The organism is Tsukamurella hominis (assembly GCF_965137015.1).
Lineage (GTDB): Bacteria > Actinomycetota > Actinomycetes > Mycobacteriales > Mycobacteriaceae > Tsukamurella > Tsukamurella hominis.
Genome location: NZ_CBCRZG010000038.1, coordinates 1 through 14994 on the forward strand (window position 1 = coordinate 1; position 14994 = coordinate 14994).

A 14994-nucleotide genomic window follows, 5' to 3' on the forward strand; every position below is an offset into this window, starting at 1 on the left:
GCGGTGCTGCTCGGGGTGGTGGCGTTCGTGGTCGCGATGGCAGCGCTGGTGGGGTGGGGCGTGTACTGGTGGACTACGGAGCCCGATTGCATTGCGGGATGGCTGAACACGGAGCAGGTGTTGTGCCCGCCGGCAGACCGGCCCGACGGGTGGGTGCTGCCCTACGTCGGGGGAGTGGTTCTCGCGGCTGTGATCGCCGTGGCGGGGTTCGTGCTCAGCGCGTGGAGCTGGAGGGTGTGGCGCCGGACCGAGGCTGCGGTCGGCGACCTGTGCAGTGTGGTGAGCGGTGCCGCGGTGGGGATCGCGGCTCGGGCGGAGGAGGTGCGGCCGGTGGATCTGGACCGGAAGTTCTTCTCCCGGGGCGCGGTGCGTCGGCTGCGGCGGGAGCAGCCGGAGCTGTTCGATCTGCGCGAGCGTGCCGCTGAGATCCGCCTCGAGGCGCTTCGCGCCGCGTATGCGCGTCGGCAGTTCACCGATGGTACGGGCGCGGCTGATCGTCTCGACGACTCGATCGGCCAGCTGAGCAGCGCGTTGGATGCCGTCGTCCGGGACGAGGAGCGGCGCGCCGTGGTGGTGCGGGCCGCGGTGGCCGCGCGCACCGGCCGTCAGGAGCGCGACCGGGCGGCGGTACGGCGCCGGCGGGCCCAGGCGATCGCTGACGCACTCGTCGAAGCTTCGGAAGCTCCCAGCAGCGGTAGTCGGTGAGTTCGCGGGTGGAGGTCGGTTCGGGTGCGCGTGCTAACACCCACGCACCGGCGTGAGCCGCCAGAATCCGAGTGAACCTGTCACACCCGCGGGAGACGATGCAGAGATGAATCCGGTGAAAGATATCGCTCCTGATGCGAGCGTCTGGGAATGGACGATTCCGCTCACGCTCGCCGTGGTGGTGGTCGGCATCACGTTCGCTGTGCTCGACTTCCACTTGAGACGGTTCGGCGGCATTGGATTGCTCAACTGGGTCAGGAACATGCTCGCCGAGGGCCCGGGCGGGATCGATGCGGGTGTCGCCGCGACGGCCCCGGGGAAGAACCCGGACCTGGCTGTGTGGAACGGCCTCGGCAGCGGTCCGATCCGGATCGAGAGCAACCCCTTCGGTGCGGAGGTCGCCGTTGTGCCGCTGCCGGCCGTGGGGCGCCGCGCCCGACGGAAGGCAGCGGGCGCGGTGCTGATCGCCGCGGGGCACACCCCGCTGGGGCCGCCGCTGGTGATCGCGGAGCCCGCGATCTACGCAGTGCCCGTCGCGGCACCGGATCGCCGGTAGTCCGAACGCGCAGTTCAAAGGGAAGGGGAAGCGATGCAGGACAGAGTGAATCCGGTCGACTCGTGTGGCGTTCGGGACCGCGCTGCTGACGCGTTGGTCCGATGGGACAGCCAGAACGCCGACCCGGAACTGCTGACTGGGCCACTCGCAATGCGGCCGGGGCCTGACGAGCTCGCGGGCCTGCTGCGTGAGCTCCTGGCGGCGACGGCACAGGGTGGCGCCGCCGGGGATGGGGACGAAGGATCGCGGATCGAGAAGTTCGAGCAGCTCGCCGCCCTTCCCGTTGGGGCAGTCATCTTCGACCTCGACAATGGTCAGGCTGCGCAGCGTGAAGTGGACGGCTGGTACTACACGGGGGACGGCAACGGGTACCAAATCGTTCAGCTTCCGGCGATACTGCTGCGAAATCCTGTGGCGCCGGAATCGAACGGAGCGAGATGAACACTGCCCGACCGGGCAGCTCGGATTCCCGTGCCGTCAGACCCGCTGAGCACAATTTGACGAAGCTAGGCGAAAGGTGCCACCGATGAATATTCTTTTGGCTATCAGCTGCGGCCTGGCGATGTGTATGGCGCTCGCGACCGCGGCGCGACGACCGAACCTCGCGACGGCGGCGGGGCTCCTTGCGGCGCTATCGGCCGTCGCGGCTGCAGTCGTTGCAGCAGCAGGAGGGCAGCACCTGATGGTCGCGGTCTGCCTGATTTGCGCTCTCGGCGGAGCCGTGACGGCGATCATGGCCAACTATCCGCTGTATCGGCGCATCTACGGTTGGGCGCACCAGAGGCAGAGCTGATGCAGATCCGCTGGTACGTGCGGTACGTGCCGATCTCGGGCCGCGGGGCGCCGGTGTCCGTCTCCGGCGCGCAGTTGGCGGCGAGGTTGAGCGAGTTCGCCGACGATGTGCAGTTCGATGACGACGGCGGTGTCCGTGTGGGGTTCACCGACCAGCAGGTGGTCGCGGAGGGCATCCAGGCGGCGTCGGCCGCGGTGATGGCCGAGCAGGGGTTCGTGAGGCAGGGCAGGCCGCAGATGGTGCCGGTGTACTCCGCCGGCGAGCTCGCGCGGGCCCGGACCCGCAGGCCTGTACCGGTGGCTGAGCCGACCGGTGAGGAGTCCGCGGCCATCGTTGCGTCTGGGGATCTGGGCGGCGGTAAGAGCTGGCTGGTGCGGGAGCTGTCGGAGCGTCTCGATGGAGGCGAGCGGTGAGCGGCGGGCGCGTCCCAAGGGGGCGCCGGGAGCGGGCATGTCTACTTTGTTGACGACCGATGGTCTACAAAGTAGACTCTCGATTGAGGATACGGTGAGCCAAGGGAATGGAGATCCGCGATGAACCCCGAATTCGACAACACCCCGTGGCCGAGGCCCGATGTCTCGTCGCTGCTCGACTTCGTGGAAGTGGGCGATGATCGGAGCGCCGAAATTGGGGATCTCGTGGACCTCGCGGACGGTCGAGTCGCGGTGTACTGCGGCGGAGGAAAGGCCGCAGTAACTGTGCTCCCGGAGCCTCCGTTGCCTGAGTCCGAACAGGACAGGGTCCGCAAGGATGAGCGTCACCGGTTGGCGGAGCTGCTGGACAGGGATGCCGCGACCATCACGGAGTTCCTGACCGATCCCGCTGAGGCTGTGCGGTTCGTCGCGCAGCTCCTTCGGCTCGATCAGAAGTAGATTCGCAGTATCTCGAATGTCGTCTGGATTCGAACCGAATTGGAGGAGGGGAAGTGTCGGAAATCAGTAGCTCGCGACCGGTAGTGGGTGTTGATCTCGACACTGGGGAGCGTGTCGATTTCGATCTCTCTTCATTGCCTGTGGTGCAGGTTGGCGATCAGCTCGATCGCTATGAGCAGATTCTCGCTCTGCCTGCAGGAGCGGTGATCACCTGGGCAGACAACTACGGATCCACGCAGGCCGGCGTCGTCGACATCTTCGAGCAGGACGGCGCGGTGTTCAAGCAGATCAACCACACGTCGGCGGCCTACTGGCTTCGCGGCCTGTCCGACGGTGAAGTGATCTACAACGGAGTGCTGTACCGGCCCGCGCGGCTAGTGCAGCTTCCGAGTGCCCTGTAGTCGAAGGAGACCTGCAAATGCCTGAACAGATGCACGGTATGCCTCTGGAGGACATCTTGATCGCCGTCTGGTTCGACGGCTTTACCTCGGGTGCAGCGACCGGATGTGGCCTGTTTCTTCCAGGTGAGGCAGCGGACGCGAAGGCCGACGAGATCGCGGCGAGCGCCGCCGAGCTGCCGGCGATGCGGGAGCAGGTGCGAACCGAAGTTCGTGAGCGAGTTGCCAGCCTTATGCAGCAGGTCGAAGCGAGCGGGCGGGTGTTCAATGTGTCACCCGCGCAACGAAGCGATAGCCCGGAATAGGTCGGAGGAAACATGCCCAGCACAGAAGCTGACCCTGGCGAGGTCCCGATGACGCCCTCACCGAGTGTGCTGACCGACGCCGAACTCGATGCGTTGCCGGAGTACATCTTCGATGACCGGCGCTCGATCTTGTGGGAACTCGGTGACGATGGCAGGTACGGGATGCGGGCGGCTGATCCGATCGCGTACGACCCCGAGATGACGAGGAGCCTGCATGAGCTGCGCTCCACCATCGGCAGCATCTTGCTCCCACTGCGGGTCGACAAACGCCCTCGCGATCGGGAGACCAGCCGCCTTATCGACCCCGACCTCGACCAGTAGCCGCCACCGAACGACCGGAAACCAAGGAGAGCAGCAATGACGTTGCGACAGATCACGCTCCACTTCAACAACCCCACGACGAGCGCTCAGGTGACCGTCGAGCAGGTGACCGAGCACTTCGCGCTGGCTCCCGTGATTCGACGGGAGGAGAAGACCGGCGAGGCCGTCGGTCTGACCGAGTACCTGAACCTCGTGCACATCCCCACTGGTTCGACGGTGCTGCCGTGGCAGTACGCGGAGAACATGACGGCCGACGAGAACCGCGAGTTCGCGCGTATCGCACAGGCCCTGCCTCTCGACTGGGATACCGCTCAGGTTGGCAACGACACAGGCTTCGATCCGGACGGACTGTTCGCGAAGGCGTTCAGCGACTTCCTGGCGGGCCGCTCGGGTCCCACGACCACCATTCACGTCTGAACTACGAAGGAGATCAACATGTCGACGCTCAACGTCCTCGACGCCGACGGTCGTACAGTCGATTCCGTGGCTGAGCTGTTGAAGCACGTCGAGGTCGAGGCCGGTGTTCTCCAGGTGACCACGACTCGGCATGACCGCTACTTGGTTCGTGTGCCTGACGGTGGCCGGTACGAAGTCGCTCCCGCGGCCCAGGACGCGACCCGAGTCCTGAATTCGGACGAACCTCACTAGGAGAAATCATGACGATGCGAGAGCTGGCCACCGTACTCGGCGTAGGCGTCGCGGTGATGGTTGCGACGGGCCTGCTTTGGCCTCACGCGATCAACTGGGTCGCAGGTCTATGCGCCCTTGCCGTGGTGGGGGTGTTCGCGTTCGCCCTCGACAGACGCCAACGTTCGGGCGTCGTGGCGGTCCACGCCGATCCGTACGCGGTCGCCGCATCCATCGGAGTCACCGTCGGCGTGACGGTGACGTACTACGTGATCGGTCTGCTCGCGTCGACCACCGTCGGGTAGGACACGCGGCAAGCGCGCGCTCGCCCGCGCGCTGCGGGCCAAGCCGAATCAATAGTTGGGAAATGTGGGAATGGCGAAGACGATTGGCATGACGACGACATTCCGAGAATACCTCAATGGCGCGATCGCTGATGCGTTGCGGGAACCTGTAGGGCCGAACGAAGCGATTGACGCGGTGGCGACAGCAGAGGAATTGACTGCTGCGCTGCTCGATTGCATTGCTGGATCGTGGGAACTCGACGACCAGATCCCCGTGAATGCGGAGTCTATTCACGATGGGGTCCTGCGAGGTATCGAGAAGGTTCTTCCGGGACCGGTCGTCATCGACCTGGAGTGAATCCGGCGCCTGGCGGGCTCGCAGCGCCAGGCGCGTACCCGGGCTCTGGCGGGTGCGTGTGCTAACCCCCACGCGGCGGTGAGACCCGCCAGAATCCGTCCATGGCCGCGCACCGTAGCCCGTCTGTGACGCAGCCGCTCCAGGTCGAGGATGCGGCTGCTGTGGTTGCGTCGGTGACCGGTGCGCTGTCCGGGGTGCGGTTTCGGTACCGCGACGAGTTCGAGCTGCACCTGGCGCTCGCAGCGCGACTGGACGAGGTGGCGGTCGCGCATCAGCACGAGGTCGCAGTACCCGGTGGGGGCCGGATCGACTTCGTGTTCGGCCGCGTCGGCATGGAAGTGAAGATCAAGGGCGCCGCGACGCAGGTGCAGCGCCAGCTCGAGCGGTACGCGGCGACGGGGCTGTTTGATCACCTGATCCTGCTGACCACTCGGCCCGTGCACAGGTCGATTCCCCGTGTCCTGCGCGGGGTTCCGGTGACCGTCCAGACGATCGGAGCTCTCTCGGTATGAAGACGTTCGGAACCCTCGAATGGGGATACGCGGGCTACGAGCGTAAGCCGATGTGGCAGTTGACGGTCCGGCCGCATGTTGCGATCAAGCTCAAGCGGCTCTTCCCGCGGATCCGGCAGGAGGCCGCGGCGCACCTTCTCATCGCCGATTCGCCGGACGTTGCCGCGGATCTGACGTGGTTCCTGCAGCGCTACCCGCTGGAGATGAGCGTGAAGACCCGGCGGCGGCTCACCGAGCAGACCGTCGCGCACCAGCAGTACCTCGATCAGGTGGAGATGATCCTCGAGGGCAAGTTCAGCCTCGACGAGTTCCCGGAGCCGGCGCGGCCGGGGCGCGAGTACCAGCAGACCGCGGCTGATCTCGCGTACACGACCGGTGGGCTGCTGCTCGGTGACGAGGTCGGTCTGGGGAAGACGCAGTCGGCGATGATGCTGCTGCGGGATCCGACGACCTTGCCCGCGTTGATCGTGGTGCCGACGCAGCTGACCCGGCAGTGGCTGCGGGAGCTGGGCGTGGTGATGCCGCACCTGACCGGGCATATCGTCACGCGGGGGAAGCCGTTCGTGCGGCGCAAGCGCGGGGAGAGCATGGTCGAGGAGCCCTACGACACGAAGGGCGCGGATGTGCTGATCATGACCTACCACAAGCTGTCTGGGTGGCGTGATGTTCTCGCGGGGCAGATCAAGACCGTCGTCTTCGACGAGGTGCAGGAGCTGCGGCACGCCGGCACCGACAAGTGGTACGGCGCCAAGGCGATCGCCGACGCGGCTGACCGGCGTCTGGGGCTGAGCGCCACGCCGATCTACAACTACGGCGGGGAGGCCTACAACATCTACGACGTGCTCAAGCCCGACACCCTGGGCACGCGGACGGAGTTCTTCCGCGAGTGGGGATCTGAGGTGCGGCCGACCGGCGATGTGGTGGTGGGCGATACGGGGGCGCTGGGTGAGTTCCTGCGGGAGCAGGGGCTGCTGCTGCGGCGCACCCGCAGCGATGTCGGGCGTGAGCTGCCGGTGCCCACCGAGACGGTGCTGACGATCGACTCGGAGACGGCGGCGATCGATGCCGCGATGGTCGACGTCGTCACCCTGGCCGAGCATGTTCTCGCCGGCGGCCGCACGGAGCGGTTCACCGCGGCCGGGCAGATGGACATGCGGCTGCGGCAGGCCACCGGGATCGACAAGGCGCCGCACGTCGCGGCGTTCGTGCGGCTGCTGCTGGAGTCGGAGGCGAAGGTCGTGCTGTTCGGGTGGCACCGCGCCGTCTACGAGATCTGGCTCGACGCGCTGGCGGACATGAACCCGGTGATGTACACGGGCAGCGAGTCGGCGGCGGCGAAGGACGCCAGCGTGCAGCGGTTCGTCAACGACCCCACGTGTCGGGTGTTCATCGGGTCGCTGCGGTCCGGCGCCGGCCTCGATGCGCTGCAGGCGGCCAGCAAGGTGTGCGTGTTCGGGGAGCTGGACTGGTCACCTGCGATGCACCATCAGGCGATCGGCAGGCTCGCCCGCGATGGCCAGGAGGGTGAGGTCGTCGCGTACTACCTGGTCAGCGAAGAGGGATCCGATCCGGTGATCAGCGGGGTCCTGGAGAGCAAGAGGCAGCAGGCCGAGCCGTTCATGGCCGGCAAGGGCGGTGTGCTGTTCACCGCGCAGCCCGGCGGCACCGAGCACATCAAGGAGCTCGCCCGCGCGGTCCTCGCCGCCGCCGGCGGCAAGAGGAAGCCTCGAGCGGTCGCCTAGCAGGTATGCAGGGCGCACGTACTTCGGGCACAAACGAATTGGAGCTGAGATGGCCACTGTCACCGAGCCCAGCGCCCGCGGGATCGCGGGGCTACCGGCCCTGTACACGGCGGGGGTCGTACTCGCCAATGTCGCGCGGGCGGTCCTGACCGCCGCGGCCGTACTGGGGATCACGGTCTCCACGCTCAGCGCCGTCGGCGCAGGGCCGTCGAGCATCTACGTGGCTGCCGGAGCGCTCGCCGTCGCCGCCGGGGCCGGCGTGCTGCTGATCTCCGGAGAGCAGATGCAGAAGCGTGCGGTGCGGCAAGCTGCTGACGCGAGAGGAGCCGAGAGGTGAGCCTGCTCCGCTACCTCCCCGAGTTCGGCGCGATCACGGTCGCTGCCTTCGCGCTCGCCGTCGCGTGCGTGGCGGTGGTCAAGGCGGCGCCGCTCCGGTTGATCGTCGCGGGGAGCGCTGCGGCCATCGCCGCCATGATCCTCGTCCCGCTCACCGGTGAGGTCCTGACCCGTCTCACGCCGCGCACGCCCAACATCGACGGCTCTCTGCCTGGCCCGGTGATGAGCTCCGTTGCGCTTCCGGCCTGGCTGAACGAGGTGGCGCGGATCGGTGTAGGTGGTGCGATCGTGATCGCGCTCGTGACGCTCGTGCAGGTCGGGCGACTGCAACGCCAGCGAATGCAACGCCAGCGGCGACGCGAGCAGGCGAATGAGCCCTCGACGGCGGTGGGGGCGCTTGCAGGCGATCCGATAGCCGCACCTCCCGCGGTTGACGATCCGCTGCGGTGAGCTTGCGCCTGGGCGTCTACTTCGTTGACCACACGGAGTCTACAAAGTAGACTCTGTGCGAAGGGAAGACCACCGGCTCAGCCGAGCCAGTGAAGAACGGAGCCTCCACAGCATGAGCGAAGATCGAGCGGCCGGCGGGACAGTTCCCGCACGACGCGAAGTCGAGGGTGAACTACTGCCCACCCCGGACTATCCGTCGCCGCTGGGCCTGCGGCGCGTCGGCCGGGACGAGAGGCTCGAAGACCTGCCCGTCGGGACCGTGGTGATCTGGTACGACGGCGTGCGTTACGCGGACGCTGAGGATCGCCGCCAGGCCGGGGTCATCGAGGAGGCGTTCGACCCGAACGATCCGAACGTGATTCGAGCGATCTCCACCATCTACCAGGAGACCGTTGTGCATCTCGATGAGATGGGCGAGTCACCCGTCTGGGTGGTCGATTTCGCGCCGGCCCCTGGCGGCAATGAGCTGCCCGCCGGAGGCAGCAACCACTGAAGGGGAGGCCGGGCATGGCGTGGAACGAGCTCAAGACGTCGGTCAGAATCGTCGGCACCGAGCGGGTCGACGAATTCGAAGGCCTCTGCGGGGCGTTGGGGCTTCGGCCGCACGCCCTCGTGAAACTCCTCGTGGAGGAGGGGATCGCGCGCCACAGGCGCGAGAATCCGGATGTCGACCGCGTCGTCGAGCTGGTCAGCGCGGGCCGGCGGGAACGCCGCGCAGAGCTCGGGATCATCGACCAGGGCGAGGACGGGCCCGCTCCAGCGATCGGGGCCCGGCGGGCGCACCTGCAGGCCCTTCGATAGCCGTGCGCGTGCGCGCGGCGCATCGGGTGCGTCAGTAACCCCCACATGTCGGACCCGTTCGGCATGATCAACGCATGGAGACGACGATGAAGACGATCACGCCGGAGGGCCTGTTCGGGTACATCCGCCGCGACCTCGTGGCGTTCCTCCCGTGGCAGTCGCGGGCCTGGTCCGGCTTCGTCCCCGCGACGCCCCGCCGCCGCGAGTTCTACGCCTTCGCGCGGGAGGCGATCGACCGCCTGGAGTACAGCGAGGGCCTGACGGACGGCGAGGTCGAGGCGATCCTGGAGCGGTGGCTGCAACTGCGCGCGCCCTTCGTCGCCCCGCGCGGCTTCCGCGCTCGCCCGTGGAACTGGGATCGGTACCTCAAGGAGCTCCCGCCGATGTCGCTGACCGCCGCGGAGTAGCCGCCGCGACATCTGGTCGGTGACCTGAACGAACGGAGACGCACAGTGCTTGAAATCCCTTGGGATGTTGTCGATGCCACCACCATCGAGGACCTGGCGGAGGCTCGCGCTACAGGCGACCGGGCCCGTGGGAGCTATGCCTTCGCTGTGCCGACAGGTGAGGTCACCGACGAGTTGGTCGAGCACCTGCACGGCGTAGCGGCTGCGATCGGCTACACCACGTACCAGGCAGCGATGACTGACATCCAGGACGCGCGGCGCGGCGGGTTTACCCGCCAGGTCAAGAGCATGTTCGCTGTTTCCGAGGTTCTCCTGTCCGTCCTGCGGGAGAACGCCATCGACGGCTGGGCGTACGCGGAGACCGCCTTCGGTTACCTGCAGCCGCTCCTCATCGGCGACGTCGTCTGCCACTCCGGTCGCTACCACATCACTCCGTGGCTCAACTCGGACTCCGGGTTCGCCAGCAGCGTCCACGGCAGAATCGCGGGAGTGGACAGCATCAGCGCGGAATTCCGGCCAGGACGGCCGAAAACGTTGCTGCGCCGCCTTGGGGTTCAGCACGAAACTGCTGAGCTGCGTGCCGTGTACACCGCCGCCGAGGAGAAGTTCACGACACTGCTCGCGGCAGGCCCGGGGGTGCGGTGCACCGTCTCCGGCCTGCTGCGTCATACCCAGGGCTCGGGCGGCTACGGCGAGGTCTTCACCGAGACGGTGACCGACCGGCCCGTCATTACCGACACCACTGGCACGATCAGCGTCCTCGACGCCGACGATCCCCGTGCCGCTGAACCCGCACAGGTCCCCGGCGACGCGGACCTCTCGCGCGTTCCGCACCTGCTCTGCCTGGAAGTGTTCGACACCACCTCGCATCAGCCGCGTGTCGCGCACATCAACGACGTCGCGGTGCACACCTACCAGAAGAACATCCGTGAGCGGATCGTTCTGCCCGACGCGCATCGCCGCCTGCTCGACATGCTCGCCTTCGACACTGGCCACACCGCCGACATCCTCGAGCAACGCACCGCCGGCAACACCGTGATCGCCGCCGGCCGCCGGGATGCGGCAAGACCCTCACCGCGCAGGTCTACGCCGAGGCACTGCACAAGCCGCTCTACTCGGTGGACGCCGGCGTGCTGCTGCAGGACGGCATCAACGGCGTCCACAGCCAGGTGGCCCACGTCTTCGAACGCTGCCGCCGCTGGGATGCCGTGCTCCTGCTCGACGAGGTCGATGTCATCGTCGGGCGCCGCGACCACAACATCGACCGCAACACCCTCACCGCCGCATTCCTGCGCGTCATGGAGACCTTCGACCGGTTGACCTTCATGACCACCAACCGGCTCGACGACGTCGACGACGCGGTCCTCTCGCGCTGCACCGCCCTGCTCAACTACGCGCCACCGACAGGCGACCAAGCGCGGAAGGTCTGGGAGATCCTCGCCGAGCTCCACGGCCGCACGCTCGATGCTGAGCTGCTTGATCAACTCCTCGCGGCGTACCCCGCCATCTCCCCGCGCGACGTGAGGCAGATGTTGCGGTTGGCGGTACAGACCGCCGGCCACGACCGCGTCCCCCTCACCCTGGACGTCTTCACCGATGTCGCGCAGTTCCGCGGCATCGCGACGACGACGGGCGTGTCAGGCGATCGGCAACCAGCCCAGTAACAGCCCTTCCCGCACACGAACGAATGGAGACGAGCGCTCATGGCCCTCACCGAAACGATGCTCGCCGCTGACCCGCTGACCCGCTGGCGGCTGACTCGTCGACCGACGCTCTGCAGTCGATCATCCAGACGATGGGCTCGTTGATGATTGCGGTCGCCCTGCTGACGTTCGGCGTCTACCTGGTCAAGCACTTCTTTCAGTACGGCGGCACGAGGGTCGTCTACCGCGACCGCCCGGCCGCCGACGAGAAGCCGAAGCCGCGGGCCGAGGATGACCGGGCGGCCATCGCGAAGACCTGGACGCTGGCCTGCGCTGCCCGCGATGAGTTCGTGAAGGAGTTCACCACGTTCGAGGTCGGGCCCAAGGCCCTCGAGGACCAGCTGTTCAAGCGGCGCCTGCTCACGGACACCAGCGAGCCGCTCACCGCGGCATGGCTCGACGCGAAGGAGGACTTCGACGCGCACTTCCCGACCGTGCAGCCGACGACTGCCAAGGGCGCGCAGGATGCTCTGCAGCTCGCGCGGGCAACGCGCGATGCCTGGCGGGCGGCCGACAAGAACGCGCGCACCAAGGGCATCGGGTCCCTCAGCGACGCGGACGCGGCGAAGCTCGACACCGCGCAGCGGTTGCTGACGGCGGCGCGGGATCGGGGCACGTCGGCGGAGGAGCGCCGCTCGCAGGTGTTGAAGATCTCCGAGATCATGAGCGGCCTGACCCACCGTCCGGAAGAGGAGGTGACGGCGCAGATCGAGAAGGCGCTCAATCCGTGGCTCAAGAGCATCGGGGCGCCTGCGCTGCGCCTTGCGATCGAGTCCTAGAACCAGATGATGGCGCGCCTCAGCAGCGTGCGAGCCAGGCCCGTTTCCGGCGCCGCGGGACAGGCCGGCCGGGCACCATCGAACCACCACCAGCCCTCCGCAACGAAAGGGAGTAGACCCCGGATGATCGTCAATCGCCTGCCCTGGACCCCGAAGCGCACCCTCGAGCCCGACCTGCCCACCGTCCACCACGGGTGGCTCCCGACGAACCTGTGGAACACCGGCGTCGTCGACACCATCGTCGAGGAGGCGACCGCTCTCGGGTGGACCACGCTGATCATCGAGCGCGCCGAACCCCGCAAGGGCACGCCAACCAGCGGGCGAGTGCCGGCGGGCAGCGCGGAGCAGACCCTCGTCAACCTCGCCGGCGCGATCGAGGCGCGGCGCGCCCAGGCCCAGACCTCGAGCACGGGGCGGCTGACCTACCCGGACGCCGGCCGGATCCTCGTGATCCTGGGCGCCGGCCCCAGCTACACCCATCCGGCGCTGACCCAGCTCAGCGTCTTCGGTGGCAGCGCCGGCATCCACCTCGTCCTCGACGACGAGCTCGCGGACCTCACGGCCACCGAGGCGCCGGTGCTGCACGAGAACATCACCGGCGAGGTCTGGCTCGACGGATAACCCACCCCACCCGAGACTGAGCGTGCCTGCAGGTGCAGGTGCCGAAACGATTGGAGCGACCCTCATGTCCGAGAGCGGGCCTACCGATCCCACCGCCGCCCGGCCCGGGCCCCTGGCGGGGAGTCAGACCCTGGAGGATCTGTTCGACCCAGGGACCGCTGCGCGGCAGCGTGAGCTGATGAACTACGGGCGCAAGTGCCGGCCCGGTATCAGCCTGAGCCGGGGCGCGGACACCGCCGCCGGCGGAGTCCGGTAGCCGGGCCCGGCACGACAGGCGAAGGAGAGGAGCGGGCGATGAGTATGGGACTGGGGCCGTTGCCGGATAGCGCCGGGATCAGGACGCGTGAGCAGGCCGAGGCGGCGATCACCGGCCTGATCGGCCCTTCGCGCCGCCAGCTCAAGGAGTTCGTCGTCCCGGCCTCCCCGTTCGTGGAAGTGGCGCCTGTCGTGGATGCGGCGGTGGAGGAGCCCGCGGGGCCGGGCGGCGTGGTGCTGTCGGCGGCGCTGCTCGAGCGGGCGCGCCTGCAGACGTGGCCGTTGGACGAGATGGTCGCCGCGGCCCAGATCGCGGTCGAGCGGCTCGGTGTCGAGAAGCTGACATCGGGCGCGGCCAGGGGCGACGGAGAGGTCGGCGTTCGGCCAGGGTCGCCGAGCGAGATTCCCCAGGCCAGGTTCCGTGAGTCCGTGCTGTGGATGAGGATGCGACCGGTGCTGGCCGAGGTGGCGCCGGCGGGCACGATGCCGCTGCCGCCGGTACGGCCGGTGCGCTGGGTGATCTTGTCGCTGGTGGTGAACGTGATGCGCGCGATCATGATGATGGCGTGCGTGGCGATCGGCAGCGCGGGCGTGATGTACGCCCTCTCCAAGGGAGCCGAATCCGTGGTGCCCGACGACAACTGGGTCTGGGAAGGTGCCGGGAAGGTGATCGGGCGCTTCGCGGACTTCTGGCAGGCGCTGCTCGTGCAGATGGGGTGGCCTTCCGGGAACGCGATCTACGCGCCGGCCGCGCTGCTGGCCCTGCCGATCATCCGCGAGACGAAGTACGTGATCTCGGCGGCAGAGCCGGGCCCCAAGCCGAGGCTGTCGGCGCGCGGTGTCGGGGACTGGCACTGGGGCGAGATCGCGGCGGCCGTCATCGACCAGACACCGGCGCCCTCCGCTGCGGCGGTCGAGGAGCCGCCGGCCGCGGAGCAGAATCAGGTTCGGGCGCTGCTGGCGCGCGCGATCGACGTTCGCGACGAGACGCGGGCGGCGTTGGCCGAGTGGGACCAGGACCTCGCCGCGGTGCTGTTCGATCGACGGCTGCTGGCAGTGGAGACGGAGCCGCTGACGGCCGCGTTCAACGACGCCTTCGACAAGGCGCTCGACGCGGTACCCGACTCGCCGGACCTCGATGTCACCGTCGAACGGGCCCAGGAGATCCTCGACACCGCGCGGGCCGCGTGGGAAGCGTGGGTGGCCGCGTCGCGGCACGCCGGCGAGGTGGGGCTCGGGACGATGACCGATCAGGAGCGCGAGGCGATCGCGCTCGCCAAGAAGTACCTCGCGGTGGCCGGCAACCCGGGGGCGACGGACCAGGAGCGGCACACCAGCATCCGCCGCGTGATCGACACGCTCACCCAGGTCACGCACCGCGCGCGCGGCGCCGTCGAATCGGAGGTGCTCCGCACCGTCGACGCGCGGCTGCTCGCCATCGGTGCCGCGCCCCTGCAGCCCGCGCTCACCCGCGCGGCGACCCCGCTGTGACGGGCCGGGGATAGGGACGGAGACCAGACGGATGCAGGGGACCAGCGAGAGGTCGGGTGTGACGGCGCCGCCGCGGGCGCGGCCGTGCTGGGGATCGGGTGCGACGATCTGGCTCGAAGAGGTCCAGCGCGCGCTGTGCCCGCACTGCGGGCGGGAGGTCGACACCGTCGCCAGTGGATACCGTGGCCCGTACCGGTCCGTGCGATCTCACCCCGAGACCCTCACCGGCGAGCTCGACGGTGGTCAGCCGCTCGGCCAGTAGCCGACCGGAAGTGGCGGTCCGGGTCGGGAGGCGTTCCGGGCGCGCGCCTAGTGCTCGTCGTCGCCGACGGCCATCTTGAGCAGGCTCTGCCGGTAGCTCTCGAGCGCCACGAGGTCGCCGAACAGGCGGTTGTAGTCGTCGTCGGCGCTGGGCGACATGCGGCGCAGCTTCGACTTCAGGTCGGCCACCTGACCGCCGACCCACACCTCCTGCAGTCGCGCCATCACCGATTCGACGTAGCGAGGAGTCGGATCGCCCGCCACCTGCATGGGCTCCACCGCGAGCTCGGTGACCAGCTGGCTATGACAGCTTGAAGAGGCCCCGGCTCGACGGCTAGACCTGGCCCCGTTTGCGACTCGCCGGTGGTGTTGCGACGGTTTGATCTGGCCCCACCTGATGGTTGCTCGTGAACATCG

Annotated in this window: 26 protein-coding genes and 1 pseudogene; 26 read left to right on the forward strand and 1 reads right to left on the reverse strand. The window is 68.2% G+C overall.

What is annotated here, in order from left to right:
* From ACM9LD_RS24485 to ACM9LD_RS24610, 26 genes are all read left to right on the forward strand, one after another.
* A partial coding sequence (locus ACM9LD_RS24485; RefSeq protein ID WP_415679120.1) for a hypothetical protein occupies positions 1-705 on the forward strand: 705 nt, incomplete at its 5' end.
* A gap of 106 nt (positions 706-811) precedes the next feature.
* Positions 812-1261, forward strand: a complete 450-nt coding sequence (locus tag ACM9LD_RS24490) for a hypothetical protein (RefSeq protein ID WP_415679121.1) — start codon at positions 812-814, stop codon at positions 1259-1261.
* Between the two features lie 33 nt (positions 1262-1294).
* Positions 1295-1702, forward strand: a complete 408-nt coding sequence (locus ACM9LD_RS24495; protein ID WP_415679122.1) for a hypothetical protein — start codon at positions 1295-1297, stop codon at positions 1700-1702.
* An 85-nt stretch (positions 1703-1787) separates the two neighbouring features.
* Positions 1788-2054, forward strand: coding sequence for a hypothetical protein (locus ACM9LD_RS24500; protein ID WP_415679123.1), 267 nt, complete (start codon positions 1788-1790; stop codon positions 2052-2054).
* Positions 2054-2467 carry a hypothetical protein gene (locus ACM9LD_RS24505; protein WP_415679124.1) on the forward strand — a complete coding sequence of 138 codons (414 nt, stop codon included), beginning with the start codon at positions 2054-2056 and terminating at the stop codon, positions 2465-2467. Before ACM9LD_RS24500 ends, ACM9LD_RS24505 begins: the two co-directional genes overlap by 1 nt.
* A gap of 120 nt (positions 2468-2587) precedes the next feature.
* The gene (locus tag ACM9LD_RS24510; protein ID WP_415679125.1) at positions 2588-2926 is read left to right on the forward strand and encodes a hypothetical protein; all 339 of its coding nucleotides are present in this window, start codon (positions 2588-2590) and stop codon (positions 2924-2926) included.
* 53 nt (positions 2927-2979) lie between these two features.
* Positions 2980-3327: a hypothetical protein gene (locus tag ACM9LD_RS24515; RefSeq protein WP_415679126.1), complete on the forward strand. Its 348-nt coding sequence runs from the start codon at positions 2980-2982 to the stop codon at positions 3325-3327.
* Between the two features lie 17 nt (positions 3328-3344).
* Complete coding sequence (locus tag ACM9LD_RS24520; protein WP_415679127.1) at positions 3345-3629, forward strand: ATP synthase subunit B family protein; 285 nt, start codon at positions 3345-3347, stop codon at positions 3627-3629.
* Between the two features lie 12 nt (positions 3630-3641).
* On the forward strand, positions 3642-3950 hold the full coding sequence (locus ACM9LD_RS24525; RefSeq protein WP_415679128.1) for a hypothetical protein: 309 nt from the start codon (positions 3642-3644) through the stop codon (positions 3948-3950).
* Between the two features lie 36 nt (positions 3951-3986).
* Positions 3987-4367, forward strand: a complete 381-nt coding sequence (locus ACM9LD_RS24530; RefSeq protein WP_415679129.1) for a hypothetical protein — start codon at positions 3987-3989, stop codon at positions 4365-4367.
* An 18-nt stretch (positions 4368-4385) separates the two neighbouring features.
* The gene (locus ACM9LD_RS24535; RefSeq protein WP_415679130.1) at positions 4386-4598 is read left to right on the forward strand and encodes a hypothetical protein; all 213 of its coding nucleotides are present in this window, start codon (positions 4386-4388) and stop codon (positions 4596-4598) included.
* An 8-nt stretch (positions 4599-4606) separates the two neighbouring features.
* Positions 4607-4882 carry a hypothetical protein gene (locus tag ACM9LD_RS24540; RefSeq protein ID WP_415679131.1) on the forward strand — a complete coding sequence of 92 codons (276 nt, stop codon included), beginning with the start codon at positions 4607-4609 and terminating at the stop codon, positions 4880-4882.
* Between the two features lie 88 nt (positions 4883-4970).
* The gene (locus ACM9LD_RS24545) at positions 4971-5219 is read left to right on the forward strand and encodes a hypothetical protein (RefSeq protein ID WP_415679132.1); all 249 of its coding nucleotides are present in this window, start codon (positions 4971-4973) and stop codon (positions 5217-5219) included.
* 101 nt (positions 5220-5320) lie between these two features.
* Positions 5321-5731, forward strand: a complete 411-nt coding sequence (locus ACM9LD_RS24550) for a hypothetical protein (RefSeq protein ID WP_415679133.1) — start codon at positions 5321-5323, stop codon at positions 5729-5731.
* Positions 5728-7473: a DEAD/DEAH box helicase gene (locus ACM9LD_RS24555; RefSeq protein WP_415679134.1), complete on the forward strand. Its 1746-nt coding sequence runs from the start codon at positions 5728-5730 to the stop codon at positions 7471-7473. Before ACM9LD_RS24550 ends, ACM9LD_RS24555 begins: the two co-directional genes overlap by 4 nt.
* Before the next feature lie 49 nt (positions 7474-7522).
* Positions 7523-7810, forward strand: coding sequence for a hypothetical protein (locus ACM9LD_RS24560; protein ID WP_415679135.1), 288 nt, complete (start codon positions 7523-7525; stop codon positions 7808-7810).
* Positions 7807-8259, forward strand: coding sequence for a hypothetical protein (locus tag ACM9LD_RS24565; RefSeq protein WP_415679136.1), 453 nt, complete (start codon positions 7807-7809; stop codon positions 8257-8259). Before ACM9LD_RS24560 ends, ACM9LD_RS24565 begins: the two co-directional genes overlap by 4 nt.
* 112 nt (positions 8260-8371) lie before the next feature.
* Positions 8372-8752: a hypothetical protein gene (locus ACM9LD_RS24570; protein ID WP_415679137.1), complete on the forward strand. Its 381-nt coding sequence runs from the start codon at positions 8372-8374 to the stop codon at positions 8750-8752.
* A 14-nt stretch (positions 8753-8766) separates the two neighbouring features.
* Positions 8767-9060, forward strand: coding sequence for a hypothetical protein (locus ACM9LD_RS24575; RefSeq protein ID WP_415679138.1), 294 nt, complete (start codon positions 8767-8769; stop codon positions 9058-9060).
* Positions 9061-9134: 74 nt separating this feature from the next.
* Complete coding sequence (locus ACM9LD_RS24580) at positions 9135-9467, forward strand: hypothetical protein (protein ID WP_415679139.1); 333 nt, start codon at positions 9135-9137, stop codon at positions 9465-9467.
* 1097 nt (positions 9468-10564) lie between these two features.
* Positions 10565-11131, forward strand: coding sequence for an AAA family ATPase (locus tag ACM9LD_RS24585; protein ID WP_415679145.1), 567 nt, complete (start codon positions 10565-10567; stop codon positions 11129-11131).
* A gap of 131 nt (positions 11132-11262) precedes the next feature.
* The gene (locus ACM9LD_RS24590) at positions 11263-11949 is read left to right on the forward strand and encodes a hypothetical protein (RefSeq protein WP_415679140.1); all 687 of its coding nucleotides are present in this window, start codon (positions 11263-11265) and stop codon (positions 11947-11949) included.
* A 123-nt stretch (positions 11950-12072) separates the two neighbouring features.
* Positions 12073-12570: a hypothetical protein gene (locus ACM9LD_RS24595; RefSeq protein WP_415679141.1), complete on the forward strand. Its 498-nt coding sequence runs from the start codon at positions 12073-12075 to the stop codon at positions 12568-12570.
* Positions 12571-12634: 64 nt separating this feature from the next.
* Complete coding sequence (locus ACM9LD_RS24600; RefSeq protein ID WP_415679142.1) at positions 12635-12826, forward strand: hypothetical protein; 192 nt, start codon at positions 12635-12637, stop codon at positions 12824-12826.
* A 38-nt stretch (positions 12827-12864) separates the two neighbouring features.
* Positions 12865-14316, forward strand: coding sequence for a hypothetical protein (locus tag ACM9LD_RS24605; RefSeq protein ID WP_415679143.1), 1452 nt, complete (start codon positions 12865-12867; stop codon positions 14314-14316).
* A 58-nt stretch (positions 14317-14374) separates the two neighbouring features.
* Positions 14375-14578: a hypothetical protein gene (locus tag ACM9LD_RS24610; RefSeq protein ID WP_415679144.1), complete on the forward strand. Its 204-nt coding sequence runs from the start codon at positions 14375-14377 to the stop codon at positions 14576-14578.
* Between the two features lie 47 nt (positions 14579-14625).
* Here the strand turns inward: ACM9LD_RS24610 and ACM9LD_RS24615 are convergent.
* Positions 14626-14880: pseudogene (locus tag ACM9LD_RS24615) on the reverse strand (DNA primase); the annotation flags it as partial.
* Positions 14881-14994: the final 114 nt, after the last annotated feature.